This is a genomic window from Bacillus sp. AFS088145 (assembly GCF_002564465.1).
Classification (GTDB): Bacteria; Bacillota; Bacilli; order Bacillales; family Bacillaceae_G; genus Gottfriedia.
The window spans coordinates 321,459-344,369 of sequence record NZ_NUUX01000013.1; the positions used below are offsets into that span (position 1 = coordinate 321,459).

Below are 22,911 nucleotides of genomic sequence, written 5' to 3' on the forward strand. Positions count from 1 at the left end.
AAGTATTCTAAGCTCAACTAACTAGTATTTATTTCTCTTCATTATTACGTCTTCTTGCAAACCATAAAAAGATGATAAACGCCACAAAAATAGATGGAATTGCAATAATCACTCCAATGTTTAAACTAGTTTTAGGTGCAACTGCATAAACATTTGAAGATTCTCTTTTAAGGACTATATCAAATCCTTTATTATTTGGACGAACCAAATCATCAGCTAACATCCCTCTTAATTCATTCGATTTTTTAACGACATCAAAATCTAAATGAACCTTTTGATCAAGAGAAGTATTATTTATTGCAACGATCGTAGTTTCATCATTATAATGCCTCTTAATTAAAGTCATACCTTTAGAATCATCATAAAGCACTTCAAAATCCCCTTCAGAAAGAGACGGTAAAGTTCTTCTTAATTCAGTCAGTTTTTTAATATATTTTGAAAAATCTTCATCAGTACGGAAATCCATTCCTTTTCGATTATCAGGGATGTTTCCACCATTTAGTGCAATTTCTGTCCCGTAATACGTCAACGGAATCCCTGGTGTTGTAAATAAATATGCAAGTGCTAACTTTAATCTTGAAGGTGGATACTGCCCTTTTGATACAGCTATTGAAACAAAGCGGTTAGTCATTTCATCGTCTAAATAGTTAATCATTAATGTCGAGCCTAACTGCTTACTTAAATCCGCTTGTTGCTTCATTATGTCAGTTAATGATTGATTTTGTGAAGAAAATGTATTTGCTAAATCAGCTACTGAATCAACATTATAAATTCCATTAAAACCTAAATTTTTATATTTATTTAGATCTATATCACTTGAAGCATTTAAATCAGCAAATAAAATGAAATTTGGATTTTTCTTTTTTATCTCTTTGTTAAATGATTCCCAAAATGAAACAGGTACATTATTTACTTCTTGTAAATTATATCCGTCAAAATTAGCTTGATCCATCCAATACTTAGCTGTTTCGATTAAGTAATTGGCTACTTCATTGTTTTCTTGATTAAAGTCAGGTAATCCATTTATCCATTTCTTTTCTGAACTTGTACTATTTTCAGGATTAAACCAATTCGTTTTTTTAGCAAGTTCACTATTTGGCGAAGCATTATTTGTAACAAAATCAATATATACTTTTATATTACGTTTATGCGCTTCTTTAACTAACTTCTTAAGTTCTTTATTTGTTCCGAACCTTGGATCAATTTTTCTAAAATTAACGACTGAGAATCCATCATATGAATTTTCGTCATTCTCAAAAATAGGTGAAATAGAAATAGCATTATATCCAAAATCCTTAAGATAATCTAATTTTTGGGTAATACCATCTAAATCCCCACCCTGAGATTTATTTAAATCTTTCGGGTCTGTATTTTTATCATTCATAGGATTACCATCAAAAAAACGATCAACTAATATTCGATAAATCATTTCTTTTCTTAGATCAGTTGTATTTTTTTCTGCAAAACCTATACTTGGTAACGTACTAAAAAATAGTACAGACACTAGTATTAAAAAACCAAATCGCCTCATTTTTTCTCCCCCTGCAAGACACTCGCATGTACAAAAATTTCACTCTCTACATTATTTTGCAAAATATTACAATGAAATTCAAATGTTAAATTAAATTTCATAAAAATGGAAGCGATTGCACACACTATTTAATTATACTGTTACTAAATTAGATAGCAAGTTAATTCCTTACAGACATTAATAATACTAAAAATAAAGGGTGGGATCATGCAAATTGAATCAATATATCATCAGCCATATGATCAATATGCTTTTTCAATAGATGATAAAACCTATCGTTTAAGAATTCGAACAAAAAAAGGTGATTGTACAGAAATTATTTTTTATTTCGGAGATCCATTCAAATTTAATGATTCAGGTTGGCAAATTGAATCATCACTCTCCATGTATCTTGCATTTTCCACAGAACTATTTGACTACTGGGAAGTAAATGTAATCCCTCCAAATAAACGAATGAAATATCAATTTCTTTTAAAAAATGAGCAAGATTCTCTCTTTTATGGTGAGGGCGGATTTTCAAATAATTTTAACCCAAATGATCAGTCAAACTGTTTTACATTGCCATTTCTTCATAAAAATAATTTAATATCACCTCCTAGTTGGATTAATGATACGATTTGGTATCAAATTTTCCCAGATCGATTTGCTAGTGGAAATAACAAGAATAATCCTATCAATTCGACTCCGTGGGGTTCTACTCTACCAACGAGTTCAAGCTATTTTGGTGGTGATTTAGAAGGTGTTATTCAAAAAATAGATTATCTTAAAAATTTAGGAATATCCGGAATTTATTTAACTCCTATTTTTGAAGCAAATTCAAACCATAAATATAATACAATCAATTATTTTAGAATAGATCCTACTTTTGGAGATGAAAAAGTCTTAAAAACATTAATCGAAAAATGTCATGAAAATAACATTCGAGTAATGCTTGATGCAGTATTTAACCATACAAGTGCATCCTTCCCCCCATTTCAGGACGCATTGCAAAACGGAAGGATGTCCGCCTTTTTTGAGTGGTTTCACTTTTTTAAAGATGAACAAAACAATGTAGCTTATGAAACTTTTTCTTTTGTAAAGGAAATGCCAAAACTAAATACAGAACATAAAGAAGTACAGAATTTTTTATTAGAAATAGGTTCTTATTGGATAAAAGAATTTAATATAGATGGTTGGCGTTTAGATGTAGCAAACGAAATCGATCATTATTTTTGGAAACTATTTAATAAAAAAATGAAGGAACTAAAAAATGATTTGTTTATTGTAGGTGAGATTTGGCATCATGCAATGCCATGGCTAAGAGGTGATGAATTCGATTCTGTTATGAACTATCCTCTAATGAAATCACTTTTTGCTTATTTCGGTTACCAATCAATTTCAAAGATCCAATTTCAATATTCGATTAACGATTTAATAGCCCAATATCCATTACCTGTAATCAAAGCGCTCTTCAATGTATTAGGTTCACATGATACACCAAGAATACTGACACAATGTAATCAAAATGAAAAAAGAGTGATACTATTATATGTCTTTTTATTTACTTTCTTTGGAACTCCATGTATCTACTACGGAGATGAAATTGGTCTACAAGGTGGAAATGACCCCGAATGCCGAAGCTGTATGCTTTGGGACAAATCACAATATAATTTACGTATCTTTAATTCAATAAAAAAATTGATTTCGCTAAGAAAAAAATACTCAGTTTTAGAAAATGACGGTGAGTTTAATTGGGTACAAACTGACCAACCTGACATTGTTATGTATGAAAGGAAGAATAATCAATTTCATTTTTTTATCATCATTAGTAACTCAAGTGAAAAACAGTCAGTTAAAGTACCAATAAATTTAGGTAAGAAAAGAATTACAAATGTATGGAATGGCGAACAGTTTGCAACTGAATCTGATTCAATTGGTGTTGATCTACTAGAGACCGACTTTTTAATTTTACAAATAGAAGATACAGACTCATTTACGTGAGTCTGTATTTTTATGTTGGTAAAAACAACCTTGTCAAAAAAAATTTCAGTTTATTAATTTGTTTAATGGTCAATTAAAATACCAACTACTTCTAGAATTAGTTGGTATATCAAAACTACTCATACATAAGAAACATTTAAATCATCAATAGAGATACAGACTCATTTAATTTGGGTCTGTATTTTTATTCACTCATTTACGTTATGTTAGATTTTCTAACAAACCAGATATTTGTTAGCGTTTTCATTTTAATTTTATATATTTTTTTGGAATTTTTGTGAAATTATTATTGAATTTTGCATATATTCTGAATATGATAACTTATATAACATTTAATGTTATAAAAACTAACATTAAAGAAATGGGGAATGAAGATGAATGGTATTCAAGCTGCGGATAGTGTATTTCTTTTTATTTCAACTGTTTTAGTCATGATTATGACACCTGGTTTAGCACTTTTTTACGGCGGTATGGTTAAAAGTAAAAACGTATTAAGTACTACAATGCATAGCTATTCTGCTATGGCAATCGTATCAATCCAGTGGGTGTTAATTGGCTACTCTTTAGCATTCGGTCCAGATTTTAATCATTTGATTGGTAACTTTTCTTGGGCAGCATTAAAGGATGTTGGTTTTACTCCAAATGATAACTACAGCGCAACAGTCCCTCATAATCTTTTCATGATGTTCCAGCTAATGTTTGCAATTTTAACTCCTGCTCTTATATCAGGTGCCTTCGCTGAGCGCATGAAATTTTCAGCATTTCTATTATTTACTCTTCTATGGACAACATTTGTTTACGATCCATTAGCTCACTGGGTTTGGGGCGTGGATGGTTGGCTTCGTAATCTAGGTGCTTTAGACTTCGCTGGCGGAACAGTTGTCCATATTTCCTCCGGTGTCTCAGGTTTAGTTCTGGCTCTTCTTCTTGGCAAAAGACGAGATTTCGGATCTACATCACCTCATCATTTACCACTAACTGTATTAGGAGCTGGATTATTATGGTTTGGGTGGTTCGGATTTAATGTTGGTAGTGCCTTAACATTAAATGATGTGGCATTAACTGCATTCATTAATACAAATACTGCAGCTGCTGCAGCTTCAGTTGCTTGGGTTCTAGTGGAATGGTACGTAAATAAAAAACCTACTATTTTGGGTGGAGTTAGTGGTGCCGTAGCTGGATTAGTTGCAATTACACCTGCTTGCGGATTCGTCACACCTCTCTCATCAATTGTGATTGGATTTTCAGGTGGAGTCATATGCTTTTTAGCAGTAACATACTTAAAATACAAATTTGGATATGACGATGCTTTAGACGCATTCGGTTGTCACGGAATCGGTGGAACATGGGGAGCTATTGCAACAGGATTATTCGCCACAAAATCAGTAAATAGTGCTGGTGCAAACGGACTTTTTTACGGTGACATATCACTTCTTTGGAAACAACTACTCGCAATCGGAGCAACCTATCTTTTTGCAGGAGTAATCACCTTTTTAATTGTGAAAGTTATAGGCTTTTTCATCCGCATTCGAGTTGATCAAGAGGAAGAAAACCTCGGCCTTGACTTAAGCATACACGGAGAAAAAGCATATCACGACGCAAGTATATAAGGAGGGATAAATATGACTGCAAAATTAACGAAAATTGAAATCATTACTCGGCCAGATAAATTTGACGTTTTAAAAGATGCACTTTCAAAGGTGGGAATCACAGGAATGACCGTAACGAACGTTTTAGGATGCGGAATGCAATCAGGCTATACGGAAGTGTATCGAGGAAAAAAACGAACGATCAATTTACATGAAAAAATAAAAGTTGAAATAGTCGTATGTGATGTACCTGTTCAAGCTGTAATCGATGAAGCAAAAAGAGTGTTAAAAACAGGAAAACCTGGAGATGGAAAAATATTTGTGTACCCTATTGAAAACGCGATTAAAATCCGCACTGGGGAGGAAGGAAGAGACGCATTACAAAACGATTATTAAATTTTTAAAACCTAGTCATTTTATATGACTAGGTTTTTAGTTAGTTCACGGTTTTCATTTGAGTAAACGTAACTCCAATGATTTAGTAGATGTGTTTGGTGGCGTGAATTTATTGAATAATAAAGCTGTTTGATTCCAATCGGTTTCTTGCTGTATTCCATGGAAATCTTATAAAAACTAAAGGAAATTAATGCTTATTTGCAGTTACGGGCATTTTAATTACAATTATCAAGTTTTTAATTGCACTTTCTAACTTTTTATTTGCAGCTCTCCCCTTTTATTTGCACTTTCAAGCTTTTTATTTGCAGTTATCATGTTTTTAATTGCACTTTCCGACTTTTTATTTGCAGTTCCACCCTGATCTAGCTTCTTTATTTAAACATACAAAAAAGAGGTGAAAAAGATCACCCCTATAATTTAAGCTTTCACATTAATATTGAATTTTTTAAACCAAACATGAATTTGATATAAATGAGCTAGTAACTGAGGTCCAGACATTAATTGTCCGTACCATGGAACTTGAAATGCTTTTCCTTCACTTTCAACTAAACTATTTAATTGCTCTTTATCAAGAAACTCGTATAGAGCTGAGCTTTTATCTTTTAAAGCTTCTTTTAATTTTTGAACAACTAATTTTGTATATACGGGGTTATGCGTCTTTGGATATGGGCTTTTTTTGCGGTATAAGATATCATCTGGTAACAGACCTTCAAGAGACTTTCTTAAAATGCCTTTTTCACGGTTGCCATACATTTTAAGCTCCCACGGGATATTCCATACATATTCGACAAGTCTGTGGTCTGCAAAAGGAACACGAACTTCAAGGCTCGCTCCCATACTCATCCGATCTTTTCGATCTAATAATTGTGACATAAACCATTGACGATTTAAATAAAACAGTTGTCTTCTTTTAGCTTCTAATGGACTTTCCCCTTCAAGCATTGGCGTTTCTTTTACAGTCTCGTTGTATCGATCTTGAACGTACTGAGCTAGATTCAGTTTCTTACTCCATTCGTCTTTTAAAAGCTTTTGACGGAGCTCAGTTGATCTCATCCAAGGAAATGCTGGTCTGTTTAAATCATCTTCTCGGTGAAACCAAGGATACCCACCAAAAATTTCATCCGCACATTCTCCTGATAAACCTACTACAAAGTTCTGTTTAATTTTTTGACAAAACCATAATAATGAAGAATCGACATCCGCCATTCCTGGAAGATCACGACACTCAGTAGCCTCGTCTAAATATTGAACCAGTTCTTCGTTTGTAATGACACATCTTTGATGATTTGTATTAAATGTTGAAGACATTAACTCAATCCAAGGTGCATCTGAATTTGGTTGGAAAACACTTGAAGTAAAATATTTATCATTTTCCTCATAATCGATTGAATATGTGGTTAATTGTCCTTTTCCTTCTTTAGCGTAATGATTTGCAGCGATTGCTGTAATCGTACTAGAATCCACTCCACCTGATAAAAACGTGCATAAAGGCACATCGGAAACCAATTGTCTTACGATCGCATCTTCAACATAAAAACGTACTTTTTCAATCGTTTCATCAACTGAATCTGTGTGTATATCGCTTTTAACATCCCAATATTTCCATATTTTAAGTCCATTTCTTGAGAATGTCATAGCATGACCACCACGGAGTTCTTTAATTCCATCAAAAACACCATTTCCAGGCGTACGAGATGGACCAAGTCCAAATACTTCTGAGAGCCCTTCTTCAGTTAATTCAGCCTTTACCCCAGGGTTTGCTAAAATTGCCTTTACTTCTGAAGCGAATAATAATCTTTTATAGTCCTCTTTATAAAATAGAGGTTTAACACCTAAACGGTCTCTTGCAATAAATAGACTTTCCTTTTCTTCATCCCAGATTGCAAAAGCAAATATTCCATTAAATTTGTCTACACATGCTTCCTTCCACTCAATATAGCTTGTAAGTAGAACCTCTGTATCTGAATGCCCTTGAAATGTGTAGCCTCTTTTTAAAAGTTCTTTTCTAATATCCTCTGTATTATACAACTCACCATTGTAGCAAAGGGTATAAGTGAAGTTACCTTTCGTCTTACGCATCGGTTGTCTTCCACCTATTGGATCAACTACAACTAATCTTTTGTGGCCAAAACTACAATGATTCGAAGTCCAAATATTCGTATCATCTGGACCTCGTTTAGACAATGTTTCAGCCATTTTTTTTGTCACTGAATTTACATTGGATAAATCCTTTTGAAAATCTGCCCACCCAGTTATACCGCACATGTTTTTTTCTCCTTTCTGGGCTATTTCCCTATAAAACTAAAGTTAATTCTATATCGTATTATTGTTTTTAAAAATAGGTGCGTTAATCCTCAAAAAAAGTTTGTAACTTATCATTATTTGTCCATACGTTTTTTTAATTTTTGCATAGTTATAAAATAGTTAAGTTATGTCAATAAATGAAAAAAGTAGCAGCTTTATTAATAATGAAATAAACGCAGCTATTAAGATTTATAAATCCTAATACCGGTCGGAAAATAGAGTAAAATTTTTAATCCATTTAAACAATATTCGAGATTCAAAAAAAGGTTCGAACGAAAAAAAGATTCTAGTAGATACTTAATTTTATGATTCGATAAAATGTCCGAATCACTACTTTTTACTTGAACCTATGTAATTAAACAATGAACAGCAGAACGCTTGTAACTGGAGGTTACTTAATGCAATTTAAGCACCGATCACAATTATTTCAAAAGCAACCTCGCGCTTTTACTATTGGAGCAATTGAAGAAATAAATGATGAATGGGTCTTTTTCGATGATGAAACTGATGAGGCATTTTTACTTGAGGATCTTATCGATGAAGATTTTGAAGTTTCTATAAATGAAGAGTGGGTTCCTGCTTCTTTAAAAAATGGTAATTTTCTTATTCAGTATTCCAAAAAGAAAAAATTACAAAATGGCGATATCCTTCGTATTCAAAGAAAGCTTTTATATAGCTTCGATTCACTATTGAAAAATTTGACCGATGAATCATTTTATACTTTAGCGTACCTACTAAATACGCATAGTTTTTCACTATACGATTGCTTGTACTGTCACAACTTCCTTTCATTTCAGCCTGAAGGTTCACCTTCAGAAGGAGTAAATTTCATCGTATTTGATAATGGAGAACTTGTTTGTTCAGTATATCACCAATTTAGAATTTCATCTGAAGAACAAAACCACCGATTTGAACTTACGAAAGCAACAGGTAACCGCTACCTATTAACTCAACTTTCATAAATAAAAAAACTGTCACAAGAAATTTGTGACAGTTTTTTTATTAAGCAAAGAAGTGAAAACCTTGTGGTAATCTAAATCCTAAATATAATAAGGCTAAAATAAATACTGTAAAAATAGTTGCAGGAACAACCATTTTACGGTGTTTCTTAGAAGACACTGTGAAATATTCAAACACACCTAACATAAGAATACCAAGTGTCATTTTTACGTTATAAAGCATCATCATATTAGATGGCATATTTTCTTTATTTGAAATATGAATAAATAAATACAGTCCAGTTCCTAAAATAACGAAGTATAAAAGACGTAAAATCATATGGGCAACTTTCACATTCCAACCATTTTTGTATCCGTGCCCAACAATTAAAGCTAAAATAATAGCGATTACCCACGATGTAATATGTAAGTGAATCATTTCATTTCCTCCCAAATATATATTCTAAATAATCATAACATAAGAGATCCAATAAGGAAAAATGTAGAGGAGATGGAAATGGAAAAGATTTTAAAAAATTCACAAATTGTTCAAAATATAAGCTATGAATTTATACCTATTAACCGTTATGAAAAGCATGACTTAATGTTCATTTTTAAAAATCATAAATTATATTAATCTAGGATTGTAATCTACTGTCGAAAATAAATTCAATATCATCTAAAGCTCCTTACAATTCGACACTCCGTATAGTTTATCCTACAAAAACCTTTCAATTTCCACTATCCCAAGATGGAATGCAGATGAATATTGTAGTATTTTGTAAGTTTTACACTTCTTTTAGCGAATGTCTTCTCATATGAAAATGATTTTGTATAATAGCATTACATACATCGTGAGACCTAGACATAATTCCCTATTCTTGAACAAAGTTGGTGACTAAATTGCTGCTTCATGTTATAGAGAAAAAACGGGCCCGAATGGTATATTATGCGGGACGATATGGCTTTACGAACAAGAAAACAGTTTTATGTAGCCAGGAATTGGACAGGCTAATGAATATGATCTCGACCTTTACCTCTTCTAAAAGGAGAGCCTAATAGCTAGCTTGCGATTAGTTTATTCTAATTGCAGCTAGTATTTTTTTTGTAATAGAATAAGAAATCTCATCTCTTTTTATTTTCCCCTTCACCCTTTTCTTCCTATTAAAAATTAATACTTCTTAACAATACATAGTCTACAATCACGTTTTAGGTTAAATGGCCATATAATACATAATCATAAAAGAACAAAGGGTGTACAGTCATGCCTGCTTATGTTGGAGTAATAAATATCGTCAGTATCGGTAGTAGCGCTGTAGTTAACGTGGGTGATGCATATAATATCATACCTAAAAGTAATGCTCAAACGTATGCCGGTGCTGGTTCGTTTAATACAGGTGATAATGTAACAGTTTATAACAATAAAAGTATTTCGACCGTATATGATCAAGACCAAGTTGATCAACCAATGGTTGGCAACATGTAAAGGAGGATGTCGTTTGAATATATATATACATCAAACAATTATTATTAATCAGCTAAAAACCGGTGGGATCGTAAACTCATCTGTTTTTCAAATTGGAACAACAGGACATATAAATGCAAAAACGATAACGAATAATACTGGTGATTATTTAGAAGCAGCACCACCACTTACTGAACCAGGTCAAATCGTTCAAACTTCGCAAGCAACATAATTTTATTCCTGTAGCAAATTGAAAGCGAGGGAATTCTATGAATCAACTAGAATTAAGACAGACTCAAATTGAGCAATTACTATATGAGCAGTCCCAAATCATTGAACAATTAAAAGCTAAAGTAGTTCAGCTTGAGGCTACTGTTCTTGAACTTTCTCTAAGACCTGAGACAAAAATTGATAAAATTGAATATAAATTTGACCAATTAAAAGTAGAAAATTTAAATGGTACGTTAACAATAGGGTTGAATCCACTTCAAGCTCCTACATTTGATGATTTAACAGTGGAAAACCAACAAATTGATATTAAACCTGACAATAATATGAAAGCCTTGAAATCATATATAGAAGATCGAATTCACTTCCATTTAAAGGAAGAAGCATTAGAAACCATCCTCCAGTTAGAATCAGAGCTTAGAGTTGCTGTAGATGATTATTATCGTCAAATGATGATCGATGATATTCGAAATCAAATGGATATTAGGATTCCTTACTATATTGATTTATATAAAAATAAACCAAACTTCGCTGATAATCCACTCCGATACTCTGAAGAAGTCGTTTTACACATGTTAGGAGATATTCGAACTGCCTATAGTGCCTTTTTACAAAACTTACCACATAATATTGGAAAGGAGAATAAAGGATGAATTTAAATGTAACGAATTGCAATTTACAGGTAGACGAAATAAAATTTACAGCCATTTCTTCATCTTCATTATTTTTAGTTGGAGATGCTCATAATATTTCACTATCCTCTATCTTTGACACGCCACCAGAATCATTAATTATTGGACCATTTGTACCTTTATCTGTAAGTTAATGTTTAAAATAGATCCAAGATTTCGTTTAGCCGCTGTAGGAAGATATGATGTAAATACAGTACTATTTTCGAGCATTTTACAGTTTGGGGATGTATATTCAATGAATGCGGAGTCAAATGCTCTCGCGCTTCAAGAGGAAGGAAATGTGTTTGCAGATACAAACAGAGATATTTTTGAAATATATCCACTTTTTAAAATTATTCCAAAACATCTTCCATATGTTCCTAATGTAAATTTAAATCGAGTAAATCTTAATCCGACAATCCAAGTTGGTTCAATAAATTATAATGGTATAAGCTCAGCCAGCGCTTCCATTATCGGCTCAGTTCATGATGCCAAAATGTTAGCCCGAGTACATCAAATACGACATTTTATCACAACACCTACAATACATTACCAAACTCCAGGCCATCATGCTCAACCTACTTTTTCACAACTAATGCAGCCAATGATGACACAGACTATGCAACCCTATCATTCAGATGTACTTGTTCAACCAACATTCCAAGTTTCGCCAGTTGCAACGCCACATACTGTAGTTCCAGTAGCACCTGTAGTTCCAGTACACACCGTAGTACCAACCGTACCTACAGTACCTGTAGTTACACGAAAAAAAGAAACATCAGAAACAAAATCAACCGATTAAGAAAGGAGGTTATTTCATGCCAACATTTCTTGGTGCAATTGTCATCACAAGCAATGAAGGAAATATAAATACAGGAGATTTGAATAATATCTCACCAAAAACACAAACAAAATCATATTTCGGCTCAGGTTCAGGTAATACTGGGTTTCTACCCGCAACAATAAGCGGTGCAAGTGCAACTAATACTTTAGATGCTGATTTAGTAGATCAAAATGAAGTAGCGACTCTATAATACGCAAAAAAGCGATGCTGATGCATCGCTTTTTTCTATAATTCTACAATATGACCACCATCGAAAAAGTAAAGATATTTAGCTTTAACTAGTTTATCCATACCCGCTTCAATTGCCTTTGAATAAAGATCGAGTTGAACACCATATCTTCTAATTGCTTCTTGCTTCAAGGCATCGCTTGTTGCAAATGCTCCAGTTCGATCGGTTTTATAATCAATTAATATAACCTCGTCACCATCAATTAAAAGTAAATCAATGATCCCTTGGATTAATACAACTTCCTCTTCATCTTCATCTTCCCAATCTTTATAAATTTCATTTGTTGAAACACCATAACTAAATGGTACTTCGCGCAGATTTTGATTTGAGTTTGCCACTATTTGACCAAGTTGTGATTGACAGAATTCAAAAATCTCCAAGCTATTTACTGCTTTCCCTTGCTCTTGGGTAATTAATTCTTTTAAAACCATACTATCTATCTGATCAATGATGTCTTCATGAGATGAAACAAATTGATAATTTAGATTTTGCATAACAGCATGGGTAGCAGTTCCTTTTTCAGCTGGGTTCATTTTTTGTTCTGACATAAACTTCGGTCTTTCGAGTGGAAAATCTTTTGTTTTAGTCGCTGTAAAACTTTGATTATACGGGTCTTCCTCTTGCATTTTTCTTTTTAATTCTGTAACAGATTGTTTTGGTCGATATAGAGTTGATTGTCTATGTTGATATTGCCAGTTTAATTGATTCTCTAGTTTTTCATGAAGCTCATCATTGTTAATTTGAATCGGTTCTTTTGACTGGAAAGCTTGAAATACTTCGACTTTATTATTTTCTACTTCCTCAGCTTCCAATGATTGAATTGTAGAAGCATCTACAATTAAATAATTCCAGCGACATGGGTAAAACTGAATTTCATTTTCTGTATGCCACAAATCATCTTCGAGTCTAATTGCATTACTAGAATCGTGCCGAATGATCGAAGGACCAATCCAATCAAGATAACTTTTAGCACCACTAATAATGTTTAATGGCAGTAGCCATTCTTTATGGTTTTCAACTTCCTTCCAACTTTCAATCATTTTTTGTGCATCTTTTACTTTACCTACTAAAATAATCTTTTCTCTTGCACGAGTTAATGCAACATAAAGAATTCGTAACTCCTCGGAAATTAACTCTTCATGTTCCTTGCGCTTGATTGTTTCCTTCAAAAGAGTTGTATTAGTCGTACGATACGCAGGATGTACAAAATTCATACCTAAACCTAATTCCTTTTGTAAAATGAATTTTGCTCTTAAATCCTGCATATTAAATTGCTTAGATGTATTCACGACAAACACAACAGGAAACTCTAATCCCTTACTTTTATGGATTGTCATCATTTGGACGACATTTTCTTGATCACTTAAAATACGAACTTCATCTAGCTTTTCATCTCTTTCTTGCATACGATCTAAAAATCTTAAAAACTGAAATAGACTTCTATAATTTGATTCTTCTAATGCTTTTGCACGATCAAATATCGTAATTAAATTTGCTTGCCTTTGTTTACCACCTGGTAACCCTCCAACAAAGTCATAGTATGTAGATTCCTTTAATACCTTCCAAATAAAGATTGAAAGTGTCTCCCTTTTAACGAGTCGTTTCCATTCCTTTATTTGTGAAAAGAAATTTACTAATTTAATCGAAAGCTGTTTATGACGGTTTTCATAATTATTTAGATAATCTTGACATGCATCGTAAAACGATCCATTTTTATGATTAAGTCTAATCATCGTTAATTCCGGTTCCGAAAGCCCTACAATTGGAGAACGTAGGACAGATGCAAGTGGAATATCTTGAATGGTGTTATCGATTAGCTTTAATAAATTTAAAAAGACAGCCACTTCAATTGTTTGAAATAAGTCCTTTGATTTCTCTGCATAAAGCGGTATACCTAGCGCTTTGCATTCTTCTATATACAAATCTGCATTCGATAGTGAACGGCCTAAAATAGCAATATCATTATATTTTACTGGTCTCATTTCTCCAGTCTTTTCCGTTACTAAATATCCACTTTCAACTAAATCCTTTATCCTTCTTGCTACATACCTTGCCTCAATTTGTTCAAGCTTTTCTTCAACAAGATCATCATCTTCTTGTTCACTGTACTCAGGCTCATTTTCTTCTTCATCCGAATTCGTTAATAAGATTAATTCAGCAGCGCAATCTGAGTATTCAGGATAGCTCGCACCTAGCTTTAACATCGCATCTTCATCATACTCAATTCCACCAATTTCTCTTCCCATAATTTGTTGAAAAATAAAATTGGTTGCATCTAATACTTCCGCTCTACTTCTAAAGTTCTTAGATAAATCGATTCTCAAGCCAGTTCTTTCATTTTTCTCTTTTTCATATAAATTGTATTTATTTATAAATAGCTGTGGTTCTGCTAATCGAAAGCGATAGATTGACTGCTTAACATCTCCAACCATAAAAAGATTACCAGAAGCTCCTGTACCTTTTGTGATTAACCTTAAAATCGATTCTTGTACATAGTTCGTATCTTGGTATTCATCAACTAACACTTCGTTAAACTTTTCTTGATAAACTCTTGCAACTGATGAAGGTACTAATAAATCTTTTTCGTCTTTTTGCTTTAAAATTTCAAGTGCATAGTGTTCTAAATCATTGAAATCTAAAATTCCATTTTCTAATTTTGCTTCTTTAAATAACACGATGAAACGATTAACAAGTTCAAGTAACTTTTCAACTAAAGGCTTTAATTCACTTATTTGTTTTAATTGAATGTCAATACTTCGACTAAAATACTTATCTCTTATATCATCAATCTTCTTTTTAACATCTTTTCGGAAATGCGCTACTAATTCCTTTTTCTGTTGATCTCCCTCTGTCTTTTTAATAGTGGGCAATCGATTAAATACTATTTTTTGTAGACCAACATGTATTTCTTCCCATGATTTTTCTGAAGCATGGAATAAACATTCTAAATTACCATACTCCTCTTTAAACACTTCAGCATACTTGATTGGTCCATCAGGACTTTCTATTATTTCCAATGCTTGTTTATAAGTGTTTATACAAGCAAACATATCATCTTGAATAAATTTCTTAAGCTCTTGAATAAAAGGGATCTCATCAACAGGTTTACCGACTACATTATATTGATGAATGAATGCATTTAAAAACTCACTTGGGTTTGGGTTAGAAATTGCATGACGATATAGTTTTAATATTAATTTTGGTAAATCATTATCATCTCGATCACTAGTATATCGATCAACTAAATCAAAGAAGACTACATTAGATTCATCACTGTATTCTGACTCCATCAATTCTTCTAACACTTCATCCATCAGTAATTGAATCTCAATTTCTTCTGCAGTACGGAAGTTTGGATCTAATTCTACCATATAGTAATTTGATCGAATGACTTCAGTACAAAAAGAGTGAATAGTTGAGATTGAAGCTTTATTTAACAAAGAAGCTTGTTTCCTTAAATGATCAGATTCAGGATTATTTACAAGTTGTTTCTCTAATGCAATCCCGATTCTTTCTTTCATTTCCTGGGCACTTGCTTTTGTAAAAGTAACAACAAGTAATTCATCAACATTTATTGGATTTTCATCACGAATGATTTTTTGAATAATTCGTTCAACAAGAACAGCCGTCTTTCCAGAACCAGCAGCAGCTGCTACAAGAATATCTGACCCTTCGAAATCAATCGCTTTTTGCTGGTCGACTGTCCATGTTGTTTTACTTGCGTTATTTTCTTCTTTACTCATCTTTATTCACCACCTCGATCATTTTTTGTAATGCTTCGCTATCTTCTAAAGGAGGTAGAACACGATATTCATTTCCTTTTACATTCGCATCAAATTGACATACTGATTGGTATGAGCAATATGTACATGGTATTTTATCCTTTTGCTGATATGGATTTGCTTCTACAAAACCTTTGTATATTTGCTGACCAGCTTCAGTAAATTTTTGCTTTATATAATTCGTCATCATTGGGTATTGTTCAGGCTTTACCGTTTTTGAATATTTTGCCATGTACTCTCCGGTTTTTTTAAGCCTAATCGGTACAATTTTTGAAGAGCTTCCGTCTTGAATTAATGCTTCATCCATTAACGTATTGCTTTCACGATCTTCTAAAAGTAATCCATTCATTTTAAACTTTTTAAAGATCTCATCCTGAATTTCATCGAGTTCGATATTATTTTTAACTTTAACAATCGGATTTTGAACATGGAAATAAAGAATACCAGCAGGGTCCGCGTGTTTTCCAAGTAATGTTGTTGAATTTGCTACAGCTATATCTAAATATGTTAGTAACTGTAAAGCAAGTCCGTAGTAAACATCTGATAATTTTAATTCCTTTTTCGTTGATTTATAATCCAAAATTCGTAAGTAATCGCCTTTTTCACTTGTTGCTTTATCAATTCGGTCAATACGGCCATTTAATACCATTCTTCTCTTCCCATCAATCGGAAGTTCATAAGAATTTAACGGTTTACCCATACCAAATGGTACTTCTAAAGCAACAGGAACGAATTTACCTGCATGCTCTTGTTGACTTAAAATTGAGGATACTTTAGCAATAACATCCTTCATTTTTTTCTTTAAAAACATATATCGATTCGTACTTAACAAAATCTCACGTTGAAACTTTGGAGAGATTTCATCTACTACTTTTGCTGCTAATTCATCACATTCTGAATTCGTTAAACTACTCCAGCTTTTCCCGGTCTGTAAAAGATTCTCTCCAATAATTGTTAAAGCACTATGGAATAATTGCCCCATATCAAATGATTCAAACTTATAAATTTCACGTTCTTGTAGTTTTAAACCGTAACGTGCAAAATGGGCATATGCGCATTGATGGAAAAGCTCGATACGTGATACCGATCCACTCAATTCTTCCCCATATAATTCTGTACTTAAATCTTCTCCAAGATCTTTCGCGACATTGTTATACATTACACTACTTATTACTTTATACAGTTTATCTTTTGAATCAGAATTTTCTCGTAAGACATTATAAAGCGTCCACCATAAATCCATATTCGTTTCAGTTTCCCTAGTCGACCAAACTTGAAGCTGAGATACTAAATTCGTAAACGCTGTACCATAATTTGTAATAGCTGTTAACTGTTCTTCTACGGAACTAAATGTTAGGTCTCCACTTTCAAATCGTTGATGTATATTTGGAAAAATCGATTTTATCCTTTGAATGAGACTTGATGGGGCAAGACTTTTCCCATCATCACTTGCTAACGGATAACTAATGATTAACTCATGACTTGCTCGATTAATTCCAGTATAGATATTAAAATTTTCTACAAATAATTGGTGCTTACTTGTTGGTGCTACTTCTACACCAAATGATTGTAAAAACTCTCGGGCAGTATCGCCTAATAATCCGTCTTCATTAGCCTTCCTTGGAATAACCCCTTCATTTACACCAATGATATAAGCACACTTTACATTTTGTAATCTTGAATGATCAAAATTAGCTATGTTTACTTGATCTAATGATGCAGGAACATTCGCAAATTCAAGTGATTGAAAACCAGTTTGAAGAATCTCAAAAAATGTTTTACGTGACAGTTTTTCTTCTCCAATTAATTCAACGCATTCATCTAAAAGTTGAATAAACCCTTTCCAAACTTGCTCATGATCCTTACTTTCAATTAAATTTGATCGATTTTCAGCATCATCCTTTAAACGTTGAAGCTTCCTTGAAATATCTAGTGATTCAACAAATTCATACAATGCTACACACATTTCTCTCGCATTTTTTGCTTGCTTTAGATTGCTTTGAAATGTCAGAATTGGCTTTACTAATAAATCTCTTACTGAATTGATTAATGCCTCGAATTCTAACTCTTCATTTGTTATCCCTCTATCAATACCTTCAGTTGAGCGATACTTTCGATACTTCCATGGCTCTTCGATCGTCCACCTTTTTCCTTGCTTACCATACGCTATGCAATAATTCTCAAATAACTCGAGCTGTTCACGATTCTTATCACGATTACTTTCGAATGGATAAACCAATTCCGTTTTATACGCATTGAAAACTGATTCATATCGCCAATTTTTTTGAATGATATCAAAAGTAGCTTGTAAAAACGTAAATAATGGATGCGTTAGCATTGAACGCTTTTCTTCTATGAAAATGGGTATTTCGTACGCATGAAAAATAGTTGAGATCAAGTGTGAATAAGAATCTCCATTTCTTAAGAAAATGGCTATATCACGATAACGATATCCTTGATCTCGTACCTTATTAATAATATCTTTCGCAATCCCATTTACTTCGGCTCGACGATTAGATGCCGACATAATCTTAATTCCATCTGATTCAAACGAAGGCTTAACTGGTCTATTATCAAAATTCGTTTCGAAATACTTCAAATCATTCGATTGATTTCTAAAGTTATAATGACAAATAACAGGTTGCTCTATTGTTTGCTTTGTATTTAAAGCAATCTCTTTAATTTGTTGATATAGAAGCGCTGGTTTATAAAATAAATTTAATTCATGTGGTAAAAAATCATCATACGGCCGGTCGATTGTTAGAGAGAAATTTACCTCACTACAATATCTCATTAGCTCCTCAACTACATTTCGCTCTTGAGGTGCCAAGTCATAATATCCATCTATATAAATAATACTGTCTTTTATATAATCACTTTTAGGTAATTCTTGAATCAACAAATTTAAATAGTCTTCTGAATCAAGATACTTATCTTTCATATATGTATTAAAAGCCTCAAACACTATTTGAATATCATTTATCTTTTGTTGAATAAAGAGATGATCCTTTGATGAATCTTGCTCCATTTGTAAAATAACGGAAGATAATTCATCTGAAGAAACTTGAAAACCTTTAAACTCAGCAATAAGACCCGTTAGTTCCTTATAAAATCCTTGTCGATCAGCAACGTGATGAAAAACGTTCAGTTCTTCTTTCTTTTCTTCAATAATCTTTCGAAGAATCATAGAAATTCCAATTTCACCAATATGAATCCGACTGATTCCTCCTGTTTCTTGTAAAACCTTCCAAGCTAATCGAGTAAAACTAAAAACTTGGGAATTAATAATTGCCTTCTTTTCCTGCCTTTTAACTAATTCATATTCCATCTGAAAGGTCATTTGGTCAGGTACAATAAAGATGATATTTTTTGTTTCATTCTTTAATCTATTTGTTATTTCTTTTAAAATGTGATGCGTTTTTCCACTTCCTGCACGTCCTAATATAAATTGAAACGACATAAAAATCCCCTCCTTAATGTATTAGAATAATGGTTGTTGTTTAGTAAAAAAGTGTGTTTAAATGTCTACCTAATAAGAAAAGCCCCCATAAGGAGCTTATTTGTTAAAATTCGTATTCAAACTTGAAAGTGGCCAATAAAGTAGGTCGACCTTCCCTACAATTTTATCAATTTTTACAAATCCAAACAAACGACTGTCATAACTTTTTGGTCGATTGTCCCCTTCAACAAAAACATAGCCTGGTGGAACTTTCGTTTTACCTGTAACTTCATTTAAATTAAAATCAGGTGTAAAAGCTGTTCCTTTTAAAGAACTCTTGTAATCATTTAAATATGGTTCATTCCATTTTTTATTATTTACATAAAGCTGATCATTTTTATATTCAATTGAATCACCAGGTAATCCAATCACACGTTTAACATAATCTTCTTGCTTATTTGCATGAAATACAATTACGTCAAATCTGTTAATATCACCAATTTCATATCCAAATTTATTTATAACTAGTAAGTTTCCATCCTTTAAGGTTGGCATCATAGATTCTCCATCAACTACATATGTAGAAAATAAGAACGTTCTTACAATAAAAGCAATTGCAATCCCAATAATGATCGCTTTTCCCCAGTCAAATACTTCTTTTCTTAGCATAAAGTTGCTCTCTCCCTTTTGAGTAATAATGCTTTATTGCTCATCAGATGATCGAGGCGCACTCCTTTTCTCTGTTGTTTTTCCTTTGATGTCCATACGTTTCTCAATCACTTTTCCAACTATCCATAATACGAATATAAAAATTCCTATGTACAATGCTTTAATCGGTTTTTGAAACACTGAAGTTAAATCTTTCCCTAAATAACTAATCATCGCAATCATAGTAAACTTTCCAAGTACTAATGCAATTAGAAATTGCGATATTTTAATACGTGACAAACCGGCTACTATATTTATTAAAAAAGATGGTGAAAACGGAAATGCAAACATAATAAAAATTGGACCAAATCCCCTTTTTTCAATCCACCCTATTGATGATTCTACTTTCTTATGCTTACTTACAAATGAAAAAAATCGTTTCTGACCAAATTTTCTAACAACATAGAATAGTAAAATGGAACCTAAGCAAGAACCAATCCATGAATATAAAAAACCTAATAAAGGACCAAATGCTGCTGCATTAGCAAATACAAAAATGACCAAAGGTAAAACTGGACAAATTGCTTCAATAAAAGGGATTGATATTCCAACTAATGGACCATAGTCTTTGTATTGTTGAATGAGATGTAAAAAATGTTCTTCTGTAAAAAAAGCCTTTAAGTCAAAAACGTTCATTTAAATATGAATCTCTCCTTAAGCCGTATTTCTAAATAGATATCCTTACTGTTAACATTATCACATATAACTATTTATTCAATAATAATAAATGATTCTAACTAGTATTTTTTGTAATAATTTGACTGATTATCTTATAAATATTTTCTTACTAATTTTTTCCTAATGATGCTTAATGTAATTCTAATAAACTATCTTTGAATAAATAAAAAAACTACTTCACTGAATGGAAAAGTAGTTTCGTGTATAGACAAAGTCCTAATAACTTGATTTTCAGACTGAAATTGTCAATTAAATAAGTCATGTCTTGTTGATTTCCACTACGGGATACTCGCTTTTCGTGGGGAGAGAGGTGAGCCTCCTCGTACCTGCGGGGTCTCACCCTTCCTGCAATCTCCCATAGGAGTCGAGCATCCTTTCGTTCCAATCAATTCATCTAAAAAAGTAATTCCTTAAAAGATTTAGAAGAAGATTCAAAAATTGCAAATAAAAAGCACTACATAAAAAGCAGTAAAGCTGTAAATAAAGCCACGAATACTGAAGAAAAAAAAAACTAAAAATAGAGAAATAATATTAAAAATCAACAAACAAAAACAACTCTATACCTAGGAAGTATTAAAACTTCAATCCTAGAATCAACTACGAAAACGTTAAAGATAAATATAGATGAAAACAAAATCTATGTTAAATTATATTATTTTTCTTATTGGCTCTGTTAATTTAAAATGTTGATTTTTGAAATAAAAAAGAGGCTGTCAAATTAGACAGCCTATAGGAATTCTTATCTATATCGATTTTCTGCTTTACCTTTGTCTCTCCATTAATTCCAACTATCATTGTTTAAAATAGCTCCTACATTAGAAGCAATTAAATCTCTGTATTAAAAGAAATTTTGATATTTCATCGTAAAATAATAAACAATAGTTAAAAGAGCTAAAATCGAAAAGTTATAAAAGCTAAACCTTATAAGGTATATTTTACTTTTTTGTGGATCCCTCTTAATAAAAAGTTTAAATGAAATTACACTTGCGAGGGAAGCAACAATCGTACCAAGTCCACCTAAATTCACACCTACTAATAAAGGCTGCCAATTCGCGGAGAATTTTGATAAAAAGATCGCAGCTGGTACATTACTTATCAGTTGGCTTAAAAATATGGAACTGAAGAAGATTGATGTGGGACTTTTGAGATTTTCGCTGGCAAATGTGTGTACTACCTTTAATTCGGATATGTTTCCTATAAATATAAAAAAACATATAAAAGTAATAAGCAATAAATAATCAATTTTCTTCAATAATTTTATATCAAGTATACACGCGGTTCCAAATGCGATGATAAACGCTAGTTTGTAGTTTAAAACCCCTAGTATGGATGCAGATATGATGCCAAATAATATTCCCCATACTGTTGCCTTTTTTTTATTTTTTATAAGAATATATGGAAGTTCCATTTCCAATGTTTTACTTTTTAATCTTTGATTAAAAAAGAATAACAGAACAATTCCCAGAACCACTAATAGAAGAATTGTTGTGAAAAATTGGATAGGCCTTATACCGTAATAAGTAAATATGAAAAGATTTTGTGGATTTCCCATTGGAGTTAGGCTGCTTCCAATGTTAGCCGCAATTGTCTCTAGTATAATAGTATCTAACATAGAAGCTTGTATTATCTTACTAATTATAAGTGTTAATGGTACAAATGTTATTAATGCCACATCATTTGTTACAAGCATGGAACTAAAAAAGCATAATAAAATTAGGATTGCAGAAACACTTTTACTAGTATGACATTTACTCAGTATAGCAATGGCGAACTTATCCAATAGTTTAAGATCTTCCAGAGCCTTAACTACCAGCATAAGATTAAATAAACTGACTAATACTTTAAAATTTATATAATCTAGTTTTGGTGCATGGAACAAACAGCTTCCGATTGCTAACAAGAATGATATGGTAAATACAATGTCTTTTTTTAAAATTCCAAATTTCAATTTAAATTTTTTTTCGTTTTCCACATAAATATATTCTTTCATCAATCCCCCTCCAGTATTTTCTATTCTACTACACCCCCCTATTTCTTGCATTTAAAACCTGGATACACTTAAAAAATGCCATATTTCCCATTAAATTACAGGGAAAATGGCATTTTTCGTTATAGGGGTAATGATTTAT

Annotated in this window: 19 protein-coding genes; 11 read left to right on the forward strand and 8 right to left on the reverse strand. The window is 32.2% G+C overall.

What is annotated here, in order from left to right; all coding sequences use genetic code 11:
* Positions 1–28 precede the first annotated feature (28 nt).
* Positions 29–1,531, reverse strand: a complete 1,503-nt coding sequence (locus tag COI44_RS09710; RefSeq protein WP_098427742.1) for an alpha-amylase family glycosyl hydrolase — start codon at positions 1,529–1,531, stop codon at positions 29–31.
* A 207-nt stretch (positions 1,532–1,738) separates the two neighbouring features.
* Between COI44_RS09710 and COI44_RS09715 the strand changes: the two genes are divergently transcribed.
* From COI44_RS09715 to COI44_RS09725, 3 genes are all read left to right on the forward strand, one after another.
* Positions 1,739–3,511, forward strand: a complete 1,773-nt coding sequence (locus tag COI44_RS09715; RefSeq protein WP_098427743.1) for a glycoside hydrolase family 13 protein — start codon at positions 1,739–1,741, stop codon at positions 3,509–3,511.
* 383 nt (positions 3,512–3,894) lie between these two features.
* Positions 3,895–5,121: an ammonium transporter gene (locus COI44_RS09720; protein WP_098427958.1), complete on the forward strand. Its 1,227-nt coding sequence runs from the start codon at positions 3,895–3,897 to the stop codon at positions 5,119–5,121.
* 12 nt (positions 5,122–5,133) lie between these two features.
* Complete coding sequence (locus tag COI44_RS09725) at positions 5,134–5,496, forward strand: P-II family nitrogen regulator (RefSeq protein WP_069032963.1); 363 nt, start codon at positions 5,134–5,136, stop codon at positions 5,494–5,496.
* A 417-nt stretch (positions 5,497–5,913) separates the two neighbouring features.
* Here COI44_RS09725 and asnB read toward each other — a convergent pair whose 3' ends face one another.
* Positions 5,914–7,761: an asparagine synthase (glutamine-hydrolyzing) gene (gene asnB, locus COI44_RS09730; RefSeq protein WP_098427744.1), complete on the reverse strand. Its 1,848-nt coding sequence runs from the start codon at positions 7,759–7,761 to the stop codon at positions 5,914–5,916.
* A 437-nt stretch (positions 7,762–8,198) separates the two neighbouring features.
* Between asnB and COI44_RS09735 the strand changes: the two genes are divergently transcribed.
* The gene (locus tag COI44_RS09735) at positions 8,199–8,762 is read left to right on the forward strand and encodes a DUF2777 family protein (protein ID WP_176526030.1); all 564 of its coding nucleotides are present in this window, start codon (positions 8,199–8,201) and stop codon (positions 8,760–8,762) included.
* Between the two features lie 40 nt (positions 8,763–8,802).
* On the opposite strand, the gene COI44_RS09740 is transcribed toward COI44_RS09735, so the two are convergent.
* Positions 8,803–9,177, reverse strand: coding sequence for a DUF1516 family protein (locus COI44_RS09740; RefSeq protein WP_098427745.1), 375 nt, complete (start codon positions 9,175–9,177; stop codon positions 8,803–8,805).
* Between the two features lie 464 nt (positions 9,178–9,641).
* On the opposite strand from COI44_RS09740, the gene COI44_RS09745 reads away from it, so the two are divergent.
* From COI44_RS09745 to COI44_RS09775, 7 genes are all read left to right on the forward strand, one after another.
* Positions 9,642–9,797, forward strand: coding sequence for an aspartyl-phosphate phosphatase Spo0E family protein (locus tag COI44_RS09745; protein ID WP_088012099.1), 156 nt, complete (start codon positions 9,642–9,644; stop codon positions 9,795–9,797).
* Positions 9,798–10,002: 205 nt separating this feature from the next.
* A complete protein-coding gene (locus COI44_RS09750; RefSeq protein WP_098427746.1) occupies positions 10,003–10,224 on the forward strand; it encodes a spore germination protein in 222 nt (73 codons plus the stop codon).
* A gap of 13 nt (positions 10,225–10,237) precedes the next feature.
* Complete coding sequence (locus COI44_RS09755; protein ID WP_098427747.1) at positions 10,238–10,435, forward strand: spore germination protein GerPB; 198 nt, start codon at positions 10,238–10,240, stop codon at positions 10,433–10,435.
* 37 nt (positions 10,436–10,472) lie between these two features.
* Positions 10,473–11,084: a spore germination protein GerPC gene (gerPC, locus tag COI44_RS09760; protein ID WP_098427748.1), complete on the forward strand. Its 612-nt coding sequence runs from the start codon at positions 10,473–10,475 to the stop codon at positions 11,082–11,084.
* A complete protein-coding gene (locus COI44_RS09765) occupies positions 11,081–11,257 on the forward strand; it encodes a spore gernimation protein GerPD (RefSeq protein ID WP_069032956.1) in 177 nt (58 codons plus the stop codon). The genes gerPC and COI44_RS09765 overlap by 4 nt, the downstream gene beginning before the upstream one ends.
* Positions 11,257–11,904: a spore germination protein GerPE gene (locus COI44_RS09770; RefSeq protein ID WP_098427749.1), complete on the forward strand. Its 648-nt coding sequence runs from the start codon at positions 11,257–11,259 to the stop codon at positions 11,902–11,904. Before COI44_RS09765 ends, COI44_RS09770 begins: the two co-directional genes overlap by 1 nt.
* Positions 11,905–11,920: 16 nt before the next feature.
* A complete protein-coding gene (locus tag COI44_RS09775; RefSeq protein WP_098427750.1) occupies positions 11,921–12,136 on the forward strand; it encodes a spore germination protein in 216 nt (71 codons plus the stop codon).
* 35 nt (positions 12,137–12,171) lie between these two features.
* Here the strand turns inward: COI44_RS09775 and addA are convergent, their stop codons facing one another.
* The 5 genes from addA to COI44_RS09800 all read right to left on the reverse strand — a co-directional run bounded on the left by addA (position 12,172) and on the right by COI44_RS09800 (position 22,772).
* On the reverse strand, positions 12,172–15,918 hold the full coding sequence (gene addA / locus COI44_RS09780) for a helicase-exonuclease AddAB subunit AddA (RefSeq protein WP_098427751.1): 3,747 nt from the start codon (positions 15,916–15,918) through the stop codon (positions 12,172–12,174).
* Positions 15,911–19,417, reverse strand: coding sequence for a helicase-exonuclease AddAB subunit AddB (gene addB, locus COI44_RS09785; RefSeq protein ID WP_098427752.1), 3,507 nt, complete (start codon positions 19,415–19,417; stop codon positions 15,911–15,913). The genes addA and addB overlap by 8 nt, the downstream gene beginning before the upstream one ends.
* A 96-nt stretch (positions 19,418–19,513) precedes the next feature.
* Positions 19,514–20,065, reverse strand: coding sequence for a signal peptidase I (gene lepB / locus COI44_RS09790; protein ID WP_098427753.1), 552 nt, complete (start codon positions 20,063–20,065; stop codon positions 19,514–19,516).
* 33 nt (positions 20,066–20,098) lie between these two features.
* Positions 20,099–20,740 (reverse strand): TVP38/TMEM64 family protein, encoded by a 642-nt coding sequence (locus tag COI44_RS09795; RefSeq protein ID WP_098427754.1) that lies wholly within the window; start codon positions 20,738–20,740, stop codon positions 20,099–20,101.
* An 880-nt stretch (positions 20,741–21,620) separates the two neighbouring features.
* Positions 21,621–22,772 carry an SLC13 family permease gene (locus COI44_RS09800; protein WP_098427755.1) on the reverse strand — a complete coding sequence of 384 codons (1,152 nt, stop codon included), beginning with the start codon at positions 22,770–22,772 and terminating at the stop codon, positions 21,621–21,623.
* Positions 22,773–22,911 lie beyond the last annotated feature (139 nt).